We start from the raw sequence: 15521 nt of genomic DNA, 5'->3' as shown, positions 1-15521 counted from the left end.
TCTGACTTGACTATCACTTAGGACTTGTGACAGGTTTCCCACTACGGCTGTTCAGGGGCAACCGGAGGGGGAGGTTGATGAGCCGGAACGTACAACTCCGGATCGTCGGCGCACTCGGCCTCAGGGTCTTCCCCGCGTGTCGCTCAGCCGACCAGTTCAGGCTGTCTCCGGTTGCCGCCCGCACCGGTGAAGGCCGTACGAACGCCCGCTTCCAGGTCTCCGACCTTCCGCTCCGCCCCGTGCGGTCCGCCCTCGCGGCGGCCGCTCACACCACGGCCCCGGTGCCGCTCAACTCCGGTGCCGCTGGGGTGGATCGCGTACGCGTCGGCATGGTTATCGGCTCCGGCAACGGAGCGACCGCTCCGCTCCATCGCGAGCACGTAACACGGCAGTCATTCTGCAACACGGGGGTAACGCAGTAATTAATTGAGAGTTACGGTGCTACGCGTTCGCACCTATTGACGAGCTGTAAATTCCGGGTTCCCCCACCTCGGCCCAGGTGGCGCCCATCTATCGATCTTTCGCGTACAGCGGAGACCGGAGTCCGCATTCCGGATCCCCGCTCGGTTACGTGTATCCGCAATGACCAAGTGGGCCGATCGCGATAAACGACGCCCCCCTTCGGTAACGGAGGGAGACGGTGCGAACACATGGGGAATCGGGGGACGGTTTCACCGTGTGTTGTGAGAGAAAGGCACTGATCCCCTTGACTCCCCAGCGAACCAAAGAGCCGGCGCCTGAACTCCGCCGCCCGAACGGGCAACAGCGGACATGCATGGCGAGCCTTGACTCCTCCCTCACCGTGGTGGCGGCCGACGCCGCCTTCCTGCGGCAGTTCGGCGGCAGCTCCTCCGACATCTTCGGCCGCAACGTGTACGACCTGCTGCACCCCAGCGCGCCCCAGATGCTCGACCGGCACTTCGCCCGGCTCGCCGACGGCCGCCGTACGCACTTCGCCGAGCGCGTGGTGGGCCTGCGCGAGGGCGACAAGGTCTTCTCCGCGGAGATGACCGGCGTCGCCGTGCAGAGCGTGGGCAACTCCCTGTCCTGCGTGATGATCCTGCGCCCGGACGACGCGCCCGTGGACGTGCCGGAGACGGCCCCGCAGCCGGCCCGCCGCAGCAAAGCCGTCTTCTCGCACCTGGACGCACGGATACTCGAGGGCGTCGCCAGCGGCTCGTCCACGGTGCAGCTCGCCGCGCGGCTCTACCTCAGCCGGCAGGGCGTCGAGTACCACGTGGGCCTGATGCTGCGGCGCATGAAGGTGCCGAACCGCGCGGCGCTGGTCGCCCGCGCCCACTCGATGGGGATGCTCACGGTCGGCAGCTGGCCGCCCCGGGTGCTCCCGGACTTCGTGAAGGACGCCAAGTAGGTTCCCGCACACGGGTGCCGGCCCGGCGCCCCCGCCCCTGACCGGGCGGCCGGCCCGGGCCCGCGCCGTACGGGAGCCTGCGCGCCGTACGGAGCCCTCCGTACGGTCACGCCGTACGGAGCCCGCGCGTCCTACGGTCACGCCGTACGGCTCCGCCCGCCAAACCCACCGTGGTTGTGGGGAATTCCCCAAACGCGCGCACTGGAAGATGAGGGTTCCTCACCGGCGCCGCCACCGGCCGGCCGGTGCTCCCGAGTCGGAGCCTGGCGCCATGCGCCGGGGGCAGGGTAAGGGTCTCCCCGGCGCAGCCCGGGGGACGCGTCACAGTCGACAGGGACGGGGTCAACCGGAGTCATGCCGCAGGTATCCGTGGACGCGGGCGTCACGCGCATGCTGCTGTGCAGCGACGGCTCCACCACGATCCTGCTCGAGGCGCTGCTCGACTGCCCGCTTGCCGTGCTCGTCGCGTCCCAGCAGGACGTCCCCGTAGAGGAGTTGCCCGAACGGGCCGTGTCCGCGCTGGGGCTCAGTCCCGGCGATCCCGTCGTCGAACGGAAGTCCACGCTCGTCGCCCCCGACGGCGCGCCCGCCAGCATGAACCTGGTCGTCTTCGCCGCTCCCCCCAGCGGCTGGTCGGGTTCGGCGAGCGACACCGCGCCGCTCGGCAAGCGGCTCCACGAGGCGAGCACCCGGCAGCACCGCGAGGTGCTCTCGTACGGAGTGACCGAGTGGCCGGGCGACGAGGCGGGCGATGAGCCGGATGACGAGGCGGGCCGCCCGTGCGCGTACAAGGAGTCCGTGATCGCCTGCGACGACGGCGTACGGCTCTACGTACTCGAGAAGTTCCACCCCGACCACGTCCGGCTGCCTGCGGACGCCGGGCTGTTGACGGCAACGGGCCGCGACGCGGTGTGAAGCCCGGACCCGCAACGGAGGCTTGAGTGAACGTCCGCACCACCCCCGCCGGCGCCACCGTCTGGCTGACAGGGCTGCCCAGCGCCGGCAAGACGACGCTCGCGCGGGCGCTGGCCGACCGGCTCACCGCCGAGGGCCGCCGTACGGAGGTACTGGACGGCGACGAGATCCGCACGTTCCTCTCCGCCGGGCTGGGCTTCTCCGCCGAGGACCGCGACACCAACGTGCGGCGGATCGGCTTCGTCGCCCAACTCCTCGCCTCCCACGGCGTACTGGTGCTGGTGCCGGTCATCGCGCCGTACGCGCACAGCCGCGAGGCCGTACGCAAGCGGCACGAGGCGGCGGGCACCGGCTACCTCGAGGTGCACGTCGCGACGCCCGTGGACGTGTGCTCGGAGCGCGACGTGAAGGGGCTGTACGCGAAGCAGGCCGCGGGCGATCTGTCCGGGCTGACCGGCGTGGACGACCCGTACGAGATCCCCGCACACCCGGAGCTGCGCGTCGAGGCGCACCGGCAGAGCGTCGGGGAGTCCACGGCGGCGCTGCACGCGCTGCTCACCGAGAGGGGACTGGCGTGACCACGGCATCGACGGCGCGCACGGCGAACGACGGCCCGCAGGACGGGAGTGCGCGGAGCGGGAGTGCGCGGAGCGGCGGGGCGTACGACGTCGCGCGGGACGGCAGCCCGTACGACGGGGCGCCCGACGGCAGCCCGTACGCGCTGTCGCACCTCGACGCGCTCGAGTCGGAGGCCGTGCACATCTTCCGCGAGGTCGCGGGGGAGTTCGAGCGTCCGGTGCTGCTTTTCTCCGGTGGCAAGGACTCGATCGTCATGCTGCACGTGGCGCTGAAGGCGTTCGCGCCGGCGCGGCTGCCGTTCGGGCTGCTGCACGTGGACACCGGCCACAACTTCCCCGAGGTGCTGAAGTACCGCGACGCGGTGACCGCCGAGCACGGCCTGCGGCTGTACGTGGCCTCGGTGCAGGACTACCTCGACGACGGGCGGTTGCGCGAACGCCCCGACGGCACCCGCAACCCGCTGCAGACCGTCCCCCTGCTGGACGCGATCTCCGGCAACCGCTTCGACGCCGTGTTCGGCGGCGGACGCCGCGACGAGGAGAAGGCGCGCGCCAAGGAGCGGGTGTTCTCGCCGCGCGACGAGTTCGGCGGCTGGAACCCGCGGCGGCAGCGCCCCGAGTTGTGGCAGCTCTACAACGGCCGCCACTCGCCGGGCGAGCACGTCCGCGTCTTCCCGCTGTCCAACTGGACGGAGCTGGACGTGTGGCAGTACATCGCCCGCGAGGAGATCGAACTCCCCGCCATCTACTACGCCCACCGGCGTGAGGTCTTCCGCCGCGCCGGCATGTGGCTGGCACCGGGGGAGTGGGGCGGAGCCAAGGACGGCGAGACGCTGGAGACCCGCCAGGTGCGCTACCGCACCGTCGGTGACATGTCCTGCACCGGCGCCGTCGACTCGGACGCCGACACCGTGGAGAAGGTCGTGGCGGAGATCATGCTCTCCCGGGTGACCGAACGGGGCGCGAGCCGCGCGGACGACAAGCTCTCCGAGGCCGCGATGGAAGACCGCAAGCGCGAAGGGTACTTCTGACGATGAGCACGCCCGTGATCCCCGACGCGGAGGACGGCATACCGCCTGCCGCGACTTCGCTGCTGCGTTTCGCCACGGCCGGGAGTGTGGACGACGGGAAGTCCACGCTCGTGGGCAGGCTGCTGCACGACTCCAAGTCGGTCCTCAGCGACCAGCTCGAAGCCGTCGAACGCGTCGATGGCTCCCGCCGACCCCCGGCGCTCACCCGAGGCCTTCGTCGGCATCGTCAGAGTTGCATAACGGCCGGGGCCGGGTCTACCGGGCGGACCAGCCGGGGTCGCGGCCGCTGAGGCCGACGGCGCGGTCGAGCAGGGGCGCGTCGGACGGAACGGGGACCGGCGGGCCGAACAGGCCTTCTCCCTCGCCGGACTCCTCGGCGGACTGCCGCAGGAACTCGAACACGGCCCCGGTGAGGGCCGGGTCGCCCGCGTACGGCTGCCCGGTGGCGCGGGCCAGGTCCCAGCCGTGGATGAGCAGTTCGTCCGCTGCGACCAGCGCGCACACCTCGGCCGGCATGGTCACGCCGCCCGCCTGGGCCTCGCCCGTCCAGGCGGCGGGCTCCTTCCATGCCTCGGCCAGCGCGTCGAGCCGTTCGGGCAGCAGGCGCCGCCACTCCGGGTCCAGCCGGTCGGCCGACCCGGGCGGGGGCGGACCGGCGGGCGACTCGCCGTACGACTTCTCGGCCGCCATCCGGAAGGCGACCGTCAGCCCCATCACGTGCTCGAGCAGGTCCCCCACCACGTAGTCCTCGCAGGGGGTGGGCCGGGTCAGCTGGTCGTCGCCGATCCCGCGCAGCACCGTCTTCAACTCCTCGGCCTGTGCGGTCAGGTCGAGGGCGGGCTTGTTCTCCGACATGTTTCTCCTTCGGTCCGGGTCCGCAGATGCAGACTCCGGGCGGCGCGGAAACTCATCGGTCGCCGGACTCCCGGCCGCGCCGCTTGGGCCGGGCCCGTACGTGCATGCGCTCGCCCTGCCGGCCGAACAGGCTGAGGATCTCCACCGGTTCCGGGCCTGCGTTGCCGAACCAGTGCGGCACCCGCGTGTCGAACTCGGCGGCCTCGCCCGCGCCCAGCTCCACGTCGTGCTCGGCGAGCACCAGGCGGAGCCGCCCGGAGAGCACGTACAGCCACTCGTAGCCCTCGTGGGTGCGCGGCTCGGGCTCGGCCCGAGTGGCCGGGATGACCAGCTTGTACGCCTGGAGCGCGCTGGGCTGGCGGGTGAGCGGGACGGCCGTCATGCCGTTGACCTCTCGCGGCACGCTGCGTACGCGCGGGTCACCCACCTCGGGCGCGCCGACCAGTTCGTCGAGTGGCACCTGGTGGGCCTGGGCGATGGGCAGCAGCAGTTCGAGGCTGGGGCGGCGCTGTCCGGACTCCAGCCGGGACAGCGTGCTCTTCGAGACGCCGGTCTTCTCGGACAGTGCGGCCAGGGTCACGCCGCGCTGCGTACGCAGGCGCTTGAGGCGGGGGCCGACCTCGGACAGGACGTCGGTGATCGCGGTTGTGTCCTCCACCGCTCCATTCCACTCCCTCGTTCCGGAAACAGCAACCCGTGTTGCCGTCACGCGGGGTGCGGGGCCGTGCGCCAGCGCCCGGCGTGTCGCCGGTGGCGGTACGGGCGGGGACGGCGCGCCGGGGAGGCAGTGGCAGCGGGCGGCCCGCGTCTACGTGGCGAACGGCGAGTCGCCGTCCCGCTCCAGCATCTCCCGCAGCAGCGTCTGCGTCGCCGTCGCCGGCTCGGCCCTGGTGACCAGCTGGTCGATCACGTGCCGGTAGAACTCGACGTCCTCGGGATCGTCCGGGTAGGCGGCGCCGATCAGCTGCTCGAGGTAGACGACGTCGGGCAGATCCCGCTGCGGCAGCCGCAGCAGTGTGACGGGCGCGCCCGCGGCGAGGCGGGCGCCGGCCTGGAATGGCAGCAACTGCACGGTGACGTGCGGCAGTTCGCACATCTGGATGAGGTGCCGCAGCTGGTCCCGCATCACCTCCCGGCCGCCGACCGGGCGCCGCAGCGCCGCCTCGTCGATGACGGTCCACAGATGCGGCGGCTGGGAGCCGTACAGGATCGCCTGGCGCCGCATGCGCAGTTCGACACGCCGTCGCAGCTGCGGTTCCGGGGCGTCGGCGTGGCCGAGGCCGATGACGGCGCGTGCGTAGTCCGGGGTCTGCAGGAGGCCCGGCACGAACTGCACCTCGTAGCTGCGCAGTACGTCGGCGGCCTGCTCCAGTCCGAGGTACGTGTGCAGCCAGTCGGGGACGACGTCCTCGAACTCCTGCCACCAGCCGGGGATGTTGGCCTGCCGCGCCAGGGCGAGGACGGTGCTGCGCTCGGACTCGTCGCGCACGCTGTAGATGGTCAGCAGGTCGGCCACGTCGCGCAGCCGGCAGCCGGTGCGGCCCTGTTCGAGCGCGGCGACGAGTGTGGGCTCGGCCCGTATGGCCTCGGCGGCCTCCTCGCGGGTTATGTACTGCGCCTCCCGCAGCGTCCGCAGCCGCGCGCCGAGGACCATCCGCGGTACGGCCGGCCCGGCCTGCCGGTTCGCCAGAACTCGGCCCGCAGGCTCGGTTCCGGTGACCTGAGTGATACGCATCGTCTCGCTTTCGTCCTGCCGACACCCCGCGCCCACCACGTTACGGCTTGCGGCCTGGCAGGCAACCCGCCGGGCAAATGCGACGGGGAGCGGGAGCGCGCCCCGGCTCCCGCGTTGCCACGGCGCGGACGTCACGCGGCGTGTCCCGTACGGGCGTTCGCGCCCGCCGTACGCGCCTCCGGGAGGCGGCCGAGGACCTGTCGGCGGGCCGAACACACCCGGCGCGGGGCCCGCCCGTGCGCCGGTCAGGTCCGCCTCTCCCTTCCGCCGGTCTCTTCCGCCGGTCACGCCAGGCGACGCGGGGTGACCAGGAGGTAACGCCGACGGCGGCTGTCGAGGTAGCGCTCCGCCTCCCAGCCTCGGTCCGCCAGCACACGGGCGCAGGCGGCGAGTCGCTCCGCCGGGCCGTCGCCGTACGCATCGCCGCCCGCCGGGTCCGTGCCCGCGGCGTGCCGCCACTCCACGCGTACGGCGCCGGGTCCGGCGTCTTCGTCGCCCTCCGCCGCGGCGACCCGGTATCCCGTACGGACGCGGCGTCCCGAGGTGTCCACGGCGGACGGCGGGACGCCCGCGGCCTCCAGCGCGAGGGCCACGGCGTGCACGGGGCGCGCCCGTTCCCAGCCGGCCGGGACGGCGCGCGGGTCCGGTGCGGCGGGGCCGGGCGCGGCGGGGGCAGGGCCTCCGGCGCCGCGCGTGTCCGTGCCGGGGCCGGTGCCCGTGCCGGTCACGCGGCGGATCTCCAGCAGCGCGTCCCAGGCCCGGGCCGCCGCGGAGGCGTGCTCGGCCGGGCCGGGGCGCGGGGGCTCGTCCCCGGTGGCCGGGGCGAAGGCGCCCTCCGCGCCCTCCGCGGACTCCGGGCGGCGCGCCGTGCCGGGGGCGGCGGCGAGCACGCTCTCGCGGAGGGCGCGCCCGGCGGCGGTGAGGTAGTACGCGCCGAAGCGCCCGTACGGTCGTGCCAGGCCCAGCCCGGCCAGCTTGCGCAGGGTGGACGCCGCGCCGTGGACCTCGCCGGTGTCCTGGTCGGCGTCGGCCACGGCGCGCCGCTGGGCCCGCGTCAGCGCGGGGCCGGGCGTGTCGTGCGGGTCGCGCGCGTCTCTCGGGTTCCTGGCTGTCATGTGTTCACCCCCAGGGGCCGGGCGCCGTGGAGCCGGGACCCGGGCGCGTTCCACGGTAGACGGCACCACTGTCAGACCGGGCCGCCGTCCCGGGGGTGAGGACGACAGGGCGGCGTCGCACTCCTCGCCCGCGCGCCTCTGGAGGGAGTCGAGCCGCCGTTCCGGGTACGGGCGGACCTTGGTGCAACACCGGTTGTCGTGCACGGACTTCAGCTCGTGCGGACCGTCCGCGTGGTCGCAAAGCTCGCGCTCCCCCGCCGCGTAGCGGACCAGCGGACAGCGGTCGGTCCGCAGCGCCGCGTGGGCGACGGTGGTCCCCTGCCCGCTGCCGCCGTCCCGTCCGGGCTTGCGCCCCGGCGCCACGGTGAGGTCCTGGTCGAGGTCGCCGGTCCGTCACCCGCCGTGCGCGCGGCCCCGGGAAGGGGACGGGCCTGGTCGGGGTCCGGCCACGGCGTACTGGGGCTCGTTCCAGTGTGGGCGAACGCCCGTAACAGCACTGTCAGTTACGGAGCGGACAGTTACGAGCCCAGCGCGGGTCCGGGCACCCCGCGCACCGGCACCGTCTACCGTACGGTCACGCCCGACACCGTCCGGGCGATGACCAGGCGCTGGATCTCGCTGGTGCCCTCGAAGATGGTGTAGATCGCGGCGTCCCGGTGCATGCGCTCGACCGGGTACTCGCGGGTGTAGCCGTTGCCGCCGAGGATCTGCATGGCCTGGGCCGTGACGGTCTTGGCGGTCTCCCCCGCGAACAGCTTCGACATCGACCCCTCGGCCGAGTCGAACGGCTTGCCCGCGGCGGCCATCCAGGACGCCCGCCACACCAGCAGCCGGGCGGCGTCGACGCGGGTGCGCATGTCCGCCAGCTGGAAGGCGACACCCTGGTTGTCGATGATGGGCCGGCCGAACTGGACGCGCGTCTTGGCGTATTCGAGGGCGACCTCGTACGCGGCCCGCGCGATGCCGACGGCCTGCGCGCCGACCGCGGGCCGGGACGCCTCGAAGGTGGCCATGGCGGCGTTCTTCACGCGCTCCCCGCCGGCCTTCGCGCGCTCGCGGGCGCGGGCCAGCCGCTCGTCCAGCTTCTCCTTGCCGCCCAGCAGGCAGTGCCCGGGGACGCGGACGTCGTCGAGGACGACCTCGGCGGTGTGCGAGGCGCGGATGCCGTGCTTCTTGAACTTCTGGCCCTGGGCGAGCCCGGGCGTGCCCGGCGGGACGATGAACGAGGCGTGGCCCTTGGAGCCGAGTTCGGGGTCGACGACGGCGACGACGACGTGGACGTTGGCGATGCCGCCGTTGGTGGCCCAGGTCTTGGTGCCGTTCAGCACCCACTCGTCCTTGGCCTCGTCGTACACGGCGCGGGTGCGCATGGCGGCGACGTCGGAGCCGGCGTCCGGTTCGGAGGAGCAGAAGGCGGCGACCTTCACGTCGTCGGCGTCGCCGTACATCTGCGGTATCCAGGTGCCGATCTGCTCCTCGGTGCCGTTCGCGAGGACGCCGACGGCGGCGAGTCCGGTGCCGACGATGGACAGGCCGATGCCCGCGTCGCCCCAGAACAGCTCCTCCATGGCCATGGGGATGCCGAGGCCGGTGGGGTCGAAGAACTGCTGGGCGTAGAAGTCGAGGGAGTAGAGCCCTATCTTGGCGGCCTCCTGGATGATCGGCCAGGGGGTCTCCTCGCGCTCGTCCCACTCGGCCGCGGCCGGCCGTATGACGTCGGCGGCGAAGCCGTGGACCCACTCGCGGACGGCCTTCTGGTCGTCGTTGAGGTCGAGTGCGAATTCCGGCATGGGGAGCCTCCCCGTTCGTCGGCGGCAAGATAGTTACTATCGGTAACAGCCAGTCTGTTACCAGCCGGTAGCCCATGTCAACTCCCCGGCTGGTCACCGCCTCGCACAGGGCCGCCGACCAGCGGCGGGTGTTACGTTGCGCGGCAGGAGATCACATGCGGGGAGGCTCATCATGGAGACGACACAGCGGGATGACCAGCGCAGCGCCACGGAAAGGCGGCGCGGGGAACTGCTGGAGGCCGCCGACAAGGTCGTCCTGCGCGACGGGCCCAACGCCTCCATGAACGCCATCGCCGCCGAGGCGGGCATCACCAAGCCCATCCTCTACCGGCACTTCGGGGACAAGGGCGGGCTGTACCGCGCCCTGGCCGTACGCCACACCGACGCCCTGCTGGACGCTCTCCGCGCCGCGCTGGACGCGCCCGCCGACCGCCGCGCGCGCGTCGAGCGCACTCTCGACACGTACCTCGCCGCGATCGAGTCGCGACCGCAGGTGTACCGCTTCCTCATGCACCCCGCCGAGGGCGGCTCGTCCGGAGAGCAGGGCTTCGACGTCGGCCAGCACTCCGCGCCGCTGCTGCGGCGCCTCGGCGAGGAGCTGGCCACGGTGATAGCCGAACGGGTCGACCTCGGCACCGGCGGCGAGGAGCAGGCCCGCGTGTGGGGGCACGGGATCGTCGGCATGATGTACGCCGCCGGGGACTGGTGGCTGCGCGAACGGCCCTGCCCGCGCGAGCAGTTGGTGCGCCACCTCGCCGACCTGCTGTGGGGGCGGCTGGCGACGGCGGGCGACCGCAAGGACGGGCCCGGCTTCTGAACGGCGGCCGCCGGGGCGGGGATTCCGGTGCTCCGGTGCTCCGGCGTCCCGGTGTCCAGGCAGTTCAGGGGGTCCCGTACGAGCCCCCCGACGGCGTTTTCCGGACGGCTTTCCCGCCCCCGTTCAGCGTGCCTCCCGTGCCGCTGCCGCCGCCCACGGCGCGCGGCGCACCGCGCGGAGCGTACGGCGGCGGCGCAGCCCGGTGAGCCGGTCCGCGTAGACGGCGCCCTCCAGGTGGTCGCACTCGTGCTGCAGGCAGCGCGCGAAGAAACCCGTGCCCGGGATCCGTATGGGCCGCCCCCGCAGGTCCTCGCCCTCCACCACCGCGTGGTCGTGGCGGACGGTGGGCGCTTCCAGGCCGGGCAGCGACAGGCAGCCCTCCGGGCCCCGTACGGTGCCGCCGCCGGCCTCCGTGAGGCGCGGGTTGACGACGTGGCCGCGGTGCCGGACGTCCTCGTCGTCGGGGCAGTCGTAGACGAACAGCCGCAGCGGTACGCCGACCTGGTTCGCGGCGAGACCCACGCCCTGCGCCGCGTACATCGTCGCGTACATGTCCTCGACCAGCCGGTCCAGCGGCCCGTCGGCGGAGGTGACCTCGCGGCAGGGCGCGTGCAGGGCGGGATCGCCGAACAGCCGTAGCTCTCGGGGAGTTCCGGAACTGCCGGGGATCGTACGGCTTCGCATGCCGCAAGCGTACGAGCCGTACGGCCGGCACGGTGCCGCGGTGCGGAACCGTGCGCAGACCTCGATAGGCTGGCCCCCACCGAGGGGCAAGGAGGAAACAGGACGATGGCAGGTGACACGGAGCCGCTGTCGCCACGGGCGAAGCTGGCCGTGACGGCGGGCAAGGCCGCAGCGGCGGTATCGCGAGCCGCGGGCCGCGGCAGCGGGTCGGTGATCGGCGGCAAGGTGGCGCTCAGGCTCGACCCCGATCTGCTTGCCCGGCTGGCCCGGCATTTGGACGTCGTCCTGGTGTCGGCCACGAACGGCAAGACGACCACGACCCGGCTGATCGCCGAGGCCCTGCGCGCCAACGGCGGCGTGGTCTCGAACGCGCTGGGCGCCAACATGCCCGCCGGGATCACCTCGGCGCTGGCCGGCGGATCGGACGCCCGGTACGGCGTGATCGAGGTGGACGAGAAGTACCTCGCCGGAGTCGCCGGGGACGTGGCGCCGAAGGCGATCGCCCTGCTGAACCTCTCCCGCGACCAGCTCGACCGGGCCGCCGAGACGCGGATGCTGGCGGAACGGTGGCGGGAGGGCCTGTCCGGCTCCAAGGCTGTGATCATCGCCAACGCCGACGACCCCCTGGTGGTCTGGGCCGCCTCCTCCTCGCCCAACGTCGTGTGGGTGGCCGCGGGCCAGGAGTGGAAGGACGACGCCTGGTCGTGCCCGTCGTGCGGCGGCGTGATGCAGCGGCCGGGCGACGACTGGTTCTGCGCCGAGTGCGGGTTCCGCCGCCCCACCCCGACGTGGGCGCTGTCCGGGGACCACGTGCTGGACCCGCACGGTTCGGCGTGGCCCATCCACCTCCAGCTGCCCGGGCGGGCGAACAAGGCCAACGCCACCACCTCCGCCGCGGTCGCCGCCGCCTTCGGGGTGCCCCCGCAGACGGCGCTGGAGCGCATGCACTCGGTGACGGCCGTCGCGGGCCGCTACGACGTGGTGTCGTACCAGGAGCGCGACATCCGGCTGCTGCTCGCCAAGAACCCCGCCGGCTGGCTGGAGACGTTCTCGCTGATCGACCCGCCGCCGTCGCCGGTGATCCTGGCGGTGAACGCGCGCGGCGCCGACGGCACTGACACCTCCTGGCTGTGGGACGTCGACTACTCCCGCCTCGCGGGGCACCCGATCTGCGTGATCGGCGACCGCCGGCTGGACCTCGCGGTGCGGCTGGAGGTCGCGGGCGTCGACTTCCAGGTCTGCGAGACCGCGTCGGAGGCCGTACGGAGGTGCCCGCCCGGGCGCATCGAGGCGATCGCGAACTACACGGCGTTCCAGGACCTGCGCCGCGTCGTGGGCAACTGACGGATTCGGACCCGGGCTGTTTCGGATTGTTTCGGATTGATACGGAGAGCTGGCGAGCATGGCTGACACGAATCTGCGGTTGGTGTGGATCTACCCCGACCTGCTGAGCACCTACGGCGACCAGGGCAACGCGCTGGTCGTGGAGCGGCGGGCGCAGCAGCGCGGGCTGGCGGTGCAGCGCCTGGACGTCCGTTCCGACCAGCAGCTCCCCACGTCCGGGGACATCTACCTGATCGGCGGCGGCGAGGACCGGCCGCAGCGGCTGGCCGCGGAGCGGCTGCTCCGCGACGGCGGCCTGACGCGCGCCGTGGACAACGGCGCGATCGTCTTCTCCGTCTGCGCCGGCTACCAGATCCTGGGCCACGAGTTCGTGAACGACCTCGGCACGCCGCAGCCCGGGCTGGGCCTGCTGGACGTGAAGAGCACCCGCGGCGAGGCGGACCGCTGCGTCGGCGACGTGCTGGGCGACATGGACAGCCGGCTGGGCCTGCCGCAGCTGACCGGCTTCGAGAACCACCAGGGCGTCACCCACCTGGGCCCGACGGCGCGCCCGCTGGCGCACGTACGGCTGGGCAACGGGAACGGCACCGGCGACGGCACCGAGGGCGCCTGGAACGACACCGTCTTCGGCACGTACATGCACGGCCCGGTGCTGGCGCGGAACCCGCTCATCGCGGACCTGCTGATCAAGCTGGCGCTGGACGTGAACGCGCTGCCGCCGGTGGACGACCGCTGGTACGAGGCGCTGCGCGGCGAGCGGATCGCCGCGGCCACGCAGCCCGCCTGACGCACGCACGCCATGGCCGTACGCCGCTGCCCTGCGGCGGCTGCTGCGGCCTGCGCGGGCCGGGCGGTGCGTCGCGGCCGCCCGGGCGGGTGCGTACGGGTGTGAGCGCGCGCGTGCGCGGGTGTGACCGCGTACGGGCCTGAGCGCGCGTACAGGCGTGTGTGCGGCGGGCCCCCGGCGCGAGCGGCGCCGGACGGCGGTTCTACCCTGGTGCGGGCGGACCGCCACGAACCGGGAGAGTACGGATGGGCCACGGCGAACACGGCACGACGATGGATCTGCCGCCGTTCACACTCGGCCGTGGACTGGAGTTCACCGGCGAGCCGTTCTTCCTGACGGGCTGCCTTCTCGCGCTCGCCCTCTACGCCTGGGGCGTCATGCGGCTGCGGCGGCGTGGCGACGCCTGGCCGGTGGGCCGTACGGTCGCCTTCACGCTCGGCGTCCTGACGGTGGCGCTGGTGATGTGCACCGCGCTGAACGAGTACGGCATGGTGCTGTTCAGCGTGCACATGGTGCAGCACATGGTGATCAGCATGCTGTCCCCGATCCTGCTGCTGCTCGGCGCGCCGGTGACGCTGGCACTGCGGGCCCTGCCGACGGCGGGACGCGGCCGTACGGGGCCGCGCGAGCTGCTGGTGTCGGTGCTGCACAGCCGGTACGCGCGGGTCGTCACGCACGCGGCGTTCACCATCCCGCTGTTCATCGCGAGCCTGTACGGGTTGTACTTCACGCCGCTCTTCGACTTCCTCATGGAGTCCAAGCCCGGCCACATCACGATGATGCTGCACTTCCTGCTGGTGGGCCTGGTCTTCTTCTGGCCGATCATGGGCATCGACCCGGGCCCGCACCGGCCCGGATACGTGATGCGGATGCTGGAGCTGTTCGCGGGCATGCCGTTCCACGCGTTCTTCGGGATCGCGCTGATGATGGCGAGCGAGCCGATGGTGGGCACGTACGCCGATCCCCCGTCGTCGCTGGGCGTGACCGCGCTGGACGACCAGACGTGGGCGGGCGGCATCGCCTGGGCGTTCAGCGAGATCCCGTCGGTGCTGGTGCTGATCGCACTCGTCTACCAGTGGTACTTCTCCGAGCAGCGACAGGCCCGGCAGCGCGACCGGGCGGCGGACCGGGACGGCGACCAGGAGCTCGTGGCGTACAACGCGTACCTCGCGTCCCTGCAGGCCCGCGGACAGTAGCGGGACGGCGGTACGCGCGGCGGACGGCAGTACGCGGGACGGCGGCACGCAGCACGGCCGTACGCGGGACAGTAGCGCTTCCGGGCCCGGCCGGTGACGATGGATACCTGACTGACGGTCCGGCGGCGGCCTCGTACCGCCCCACCGTGCCGCAGGGAGGAGGGTGCTGCGATGCCTGGAATGACGGAGATGCCTGGCTCCGCCAAGGTCATGACGGTGTGCACGGTCGTCGGCCTGGTGGTGGTGACGGCGTACACGGTGGCGCTCGGCGGCAGCGGCTGGCTGTGGCTCGCCTGGGTGGTGCTGGGGCTGGTGACGGTCGGCGTCGTCACCACGCGGGGAACCTGAGTGCCGACGCCCGCGCGCCGAGGCGGGACGCGCGGAAGAGGTCCCCGCACTCGCCCGCGCGGTGATCGGCAAGTACATTGCGGCGACACCGTGACCGATGGGGGAAGGCCTGCCGCGTGTTCTACTACCTGCTGAAGTACGTGCTCCTGGGCCCGCTGCTGAGGCTGCTGTTCCGGCCGCGCATCGAAGGGCTCGAGCACATACCGGACGAGGGGGCGGCGATCGTCGCGGGGAACCACCTCTCGTTCTCCGACCACTTCCTGATGCCCGCGATGCTGCGGCGCCGCATCACGTTCCTGGCGAAGGCCGAGTACTTCACCGGGCCCGGCCTGAAGGGCCGCCTCACCGCCGCGTTCTTCCGCAGCGCCGGGCAGATTCCGGTGGACCGCTCCGGCCGGGGCGCGGCGCAGGCCGCGATCGAGGAGGGGCTGGGGGTGCTCGCGAAGGACGAACTGCTGGGCATCTACCCGGAGGGCACCCGCTCGCACGACGGCAGGCTCTACAAGGGCCGGGTCGGCGTGGCCGCCATGGCGCTCAAGGCGGGCGTGCCGGTGGTGCCGTGCGCGATGGTCGGCACGTTCGAACTCCAGCCGCCCGGCCGGAAGATGCCCCGCCTGGGCCGTGTCACGATCCGCTTTGGCGAACCGCTGGACTTCTCCCGGTTCGAGGGCATGGACGAGGACCGTACGGCACTGCGGGCGGTGACCGACGAGATCATGTACGCGATCATGGGCCTCTCGGGCCAGGAGTACGTCGACCTGTACGCCCCGGACGCGAAGGCGGCGGCGCAGGCGCGCGGGGAGGGGAAACAGGGCGGGAAGTAGGGCGGGGGAAACACCGCGGGAAGTAGGGCGGGAGAAACACCGCGGGAAGCAGGGCGGGAGACCGGCGGCTGGAGGAGACCACCCGGACGCGGCCGCTCAACACCGCCGTGTTCCGGCCACGTTGAGGGCC

Annotated in this window: 16 protein-coding genes and 1 pseudogene; 11 read left to right on the top strand and 6 right to left on the bottom strand. The window is 72.7% G+C overall.

Going from position 1 to position 15521, the window contains the following annotated elements; genetic code table 11:
- Window positions 1-775: 775 nt before the first annotated feature.
- From DVA86_RS15145 to DVA86_RS35325, 5 genes and pseudogenes are all read left to right on the top strand, one after another.
- Window positions 776-1372: a helix-turn-helix transcriptional regulator gene (locus tag DVA86_RS15145; RefSeq protein ID WP_208878889.1), complete on the top strand. Its 597-nt coding sequence runs from the start codon at window positions 776-778 to the stop codon at window positions 1370-1372.
- Window positions 1373-1726: 354 nt separating this feature from the next.
- Window positions 1727-2287: a hypothetical protein gene (locus DVA86_RS15140; RefSeq protein WP_208878888.1), complete on the top strand. Its 561-nt coding sequence runs from the start codon at window positions 1727-1729 to the stop codon at window positions 2285-2287.
- A gap of 26 nt (window positions 2288-2313) precedes the next feature.
- Window positions 2314-2865 carry an adenylyl-sulfate kinase gene (gene cysC, locus DVA86_RS15135; RefSeq protein WP_208878886.1) on the top strand — a complete coding sequence of 184 codons (552 nt, stop codon included), beginning with the start codon at window positions 2314-2316 and terminating at the stop codon, window positions 2863-2865.
- A 143-nt stretch (window positions 2866-3008) separates the two neighbouring features.
- Window positions 3009-3896 (top strand): sulfate adenylyltransferase subunit CysD, encoded by an 888-nt coding sequence (gene cysD / locus DVA86_RS15130; protein WP_245997639.1) that lies wholly within the window; start codon window positions 3009-3011, stop codon window positions 3894-3896.
- A gap of 47 nt (window positions 3897-3943) precedes the next feature.
- Window positions 3944-4138 (top strand): annotated as a pseudogene (locus DVA86_RS35325) (hypothetical protein); the annotation flags it as partial.
- A 13-nt stretch (window positions 4139-4151) separates the two neighbouring features.
- Here the strand turns inward: DVA86_RS35325 and DVA86_RS15125 are convergent.
- The 5 genes from DVA86_RS15125 to DVA86_RS15105 form a co-directional block, all read right to left on the bottom strand.
- Window positions 4152-4751: a TIGR03086 family metal-binding protein gene (locus DVA86_RS15125; RefSeq protein ID WP_208878882.1), complete on the bottom strand. Its 600-nt coding sequence runs from the start codon at window positions 4749-4751 to the stop codon at window positions 4152-4154.
- A gap of 52 nt (window positions 4752-4803) precedes the next feature.
- The gene (locus tag DVA86_RS15120; protein WP_208878880.1) at window positions 4804-5409 is read right to left on the bottom strand and encodes a helix-turn-helix domain-containing protein; all 606 of its coding nucleotides are present in this window, start codon (window positions 5407-5409) and stop codon (window positions 4804-4806) included.
- Between the two features lie 150 nt (window positions 5410-5559).
- Complete coding sequence (locus tag DVA86_RS15115; protein WP_208878879.1) at window positions 5560-6486, bottom strand: DUF5753 domain-containing protein; 927 nt, start codon at window positions 6484-6486, stop codon at window positions 5560-5562.
- Between the two features lie 284 nt (window positions 6487-6770).
- A complete protein-coding gene (locus DVA86_RS15110) occupies window positions 6771-7601 on the bottom strand; it encodes a hypothetical protein (RefSeq protein ID WP_342776358.1) in 831 nt (276 codons plus the stop codon).
- Window positions 7602-8164: 563 nt separating this feature from the next.
- A complete protein-coding gene (locus tag DVA86_RS15105; protein WP_208878877.1) occupies window positions 8165-9391 on the bottom strand; it encodes an acyl-CoA dehydrogenase family protein in 1227 nt (408 codons plus the stop codon).
- A 172-nt stretch (window positions 9392-9563) separates the two neighbouring features.
- Here DVA86_RS15105 and DVA86_RS15100 point away from each other — a divergent pair, with 172 nt between their 5' ends.
- On the top strand, window positions 9564-10208 hold the full coding sequence (locus DVA86_RS15100; RefSeq protein ID WP_208878875.1) for a TetR/AcrR family transcriptional regulator: 645 nt from the start codon (window positions 9564-9566) through the stop codon (window positions 10206-10208).
- A 123-nt stretch (window positions 10209-10331) separates the two neighbouring features.
- Here the strand turns inward: DVA86_RS15100 and def are convergent, their stop codons facing one another.
- On the bottom strand, window positions 10332-10892 hold the full coding sequence (gene def / locus DVA86_RS15095; RefSeq protein ID WP_208878873.1) for a peptide deformylase: 561 nt from the start codon (window positions 10890-10892) through the stop codon (window positions 10332-10334).
- 105 nt (window positions 10893-10997) lie between these two features.
- Between def and DVA86_RS15090 the strand changes: the two genes are divergently transcribed.
- The 5 genes from DVA86_RS15090 to DVA86_RS15070 all read left to right on the top strand — a co-directional run bounded on the left by DVA86_RS15090 (window position 10998) and on the right by DVA86_RS15070 (window position 15391).
- The gene (locus DVA86_RS15090; RefSeq protein ID WP_208878871.1) at window positions 10998-12236 is read left to right on the top strand and encodes a MurT ligase domain-containing protein; all 1239 of its coding nucleotides are present in this window, start codon (window positions 10998-11000) and stop codon (window positions 12234-12236) included.
- A 58-nt stretch (window positions 12237-12294) separates the two neighbouring features.
- Window positions 12295-13023 carry a type 1 glutamine amidotransferase gene (locus DVA86_RS15085; protein WP_208878870.1) on the top strand — a complete coding sequence of 243 codons (729 nt, stop codon included), beginning with the start codon at window positions 12295-12297 and terminating at the stop codon, window positions 13021-13023.
- Window positions 13024-13268: 245 nt separating this feature from the next.
- Window positions 13269-14219, top strand: coding sequence for a cytochrome c oxidase assembly protein (locus DVA86_RS15080; RefSeq protein ID WP_208878868.1), 951 nt, complete (start codon window positions 13269-13271; stop codon window positions 14217-14219).
- A 180-nt stretch (window positions 14220-14399) separates the two neighbouring features.
- A complete protein-coding gene (locus DVA86_RS15075; RefSeq protein WP_208885621.1) occupies window positions 14400-14567 on the top strand; it encodes a hypothetical protein in 168 nt (55 codons plus the stop codon).
- A gap of 116 nt (window positions 14568-14683) precedes the next feature.
- Window positions 14684-15391, top strand: a complete 708-nt coding sequence (locus tag DVA86_RS15070; protein WP_208878867.1) for a lysophospholipid acyltransferase family protein — start codon at window positions 14684-14686, stop codon at window positions 15389-15391.
- The last annotated feature ends 130 nt before the right edge of the window (window positions 15392-15521 follow it).

The organism is Streptomyces armeniacus, from assembly GCF_003355155.1.
Taxonomy (GTDB): Bacteria; Actinomycetota; Actinomycetes; order Streptomycetales; family Streptomycetaceae; genus Streptomyces; species Streptomyces armeniacus.
This window is presented reverse-complemented; position numbering and strand designations above follow the sequence as displayed.

Bases quoted from the DNA above. Each gene is read 5' to 3' on its own strand.
- DVA86_RS15080 (WP_208878868.1), top strand. From the start codon at position 13,269: ATGGGCCACGGCGAACACGGCACGACGATGGATCTGCCGCCGTTCACA.
- DVA86_RS15105 (WP_208878877.1), bottom strand. From the start codon at position 9,391: ATGCCGGAATTCGCACTCGACCTCAACGACGACCAGAAGGCCGTCCGC.
- DVA86_RS15075 (WP_208885621.1), top strand. From the start codon at position 14,400: ATGACGGAGATGCCTGGCTCCGCCAAGGTCATGACGGTGTGCACGGTC.
- DVA86_RS15140 (WP_208878888.1), top strand. From the start codon at position 1,727: ATGCCGCAGGTATCCGTGGACGCGGGCGTCACGCGCATGCTGCTGTGC.
- DVA86_RS15090 (WP_208878871.1), top strand. From the start codon at position 10,998: ATGGCAGGTGACACGGAGCCGCTGTCGCCACGGGCGAAGCTGGCCGTG.
- DVA86_RS15100 (WP_208878875.1), top strand. From the start codon at position 9,564: ATGGAGACGACACAGCGGGATGACCAGCGCAGCGCCACGGAAAGGCGG.
- DVA86_RS15110 (WP_342776358.1), bottom strand. From the start codon at position 7,601: ATGACAGCCAGGAACCCGAGAGACGCGCGCGACCCGCACGACACGCCC.
- DVA86_RS15115 (WP_208878879.1), bottom strand. From the start codon at position 6,486: ATGCGTATCACTCAGGTCACCGGAACCGAGCCTGCGGGCCGAGTTCTG.
- DVA86_RS15125 (WP_208878882.1), bottom strand. From the start codon at position 4,751: ATGTCGGAGAACAAGCCCGCCCTCGACCTGACCGCACAGGCCGAGGAG.
- DVA86_RS15145 (WP_208878889.1), top strand. From the start codon at position 776: ATGGCGAGCCTTGACTCCTCCCTCACCGTGGTGGCGGCCGACGCCGCC.
- def (WP_208878873.1), bottom strand. From the start codon at position 10,892: ATGCGAAGCCGTACGATCCCCGGCAGTTCCGGAACTCCCCGAGAGCTA.
- DVA86_RS15085 (WP_208878870.1), top strand. From the start codon at position 12,295: ATGGCTGACACGAATCTGCGGTTGGTGTGGATCTACCCCGACCTGCTG.